1 protein-coding gene is annotated in these 488 nt (G+C 42.0%); it reads right to left on the minus strand.

The window, feature by feature from the left end:
• A partial coding sequence (locus D9K81_RS18255; RefSeq protein WP_456236549.1) for a phage tail tube protein occupies positions 1-414 on the minus strand: 414 nt, incomplete at its 3' end.
• Positions 415-488: the final 74 nt, after the last annotated feature.

Consider the following 488-nt stretch of genomic DNA (forward strand, 5'->3'; position numbering starts at 1 on the left):
CAGTTTATATTTTGTCGAATCGATAGGAACTGGAGTCGTTGCCCCATCAGTCACTGTTGGAACGGTAAGATTAAAACCATCCAACTTGATTTTTTGACCTTTTGTAACCGCACCTAAATTATGATCAGCTACAGTTTTGGTCGCAACAGCAATATTTTTGCCCGACAAAATGTATGCCAAGTTATCAATATCAACCTGCTCAAGCGTACCACTAAAGGAAACCGCTGTAGTGTTGTACAAGACTAGATCTGTTGTATCGTCACCAGACATGGACTCCGTGTGCTCAATCTTGTCGGCAGTGATTTCTACCGTAAAGTCGGGAATGTTACCCAATTCACGCATCGCACCAACAACACCTTCAACAATTGGCGCAAGGGAAAACTTTCCGCGTAATGAAATATACTTCTTAGCCATTTGCAGGCACCTCTTTAGTTTTTGGCTTAACTTCTGCTTTAGAGTCAGGTTTGATTGTTTCAATCACGCCATCT

It is taken from the genome of Acinetobacter chengduensis, assembly GCF_003664645.1.
Taxonomy (GTDB): domain Bacteria; phylum Pseudomonadota; class Gammaproteobacteria; order Pseudomonadales; family Moraxellaceae; genus Acinetobacter; species Acinetobacter chengduensis.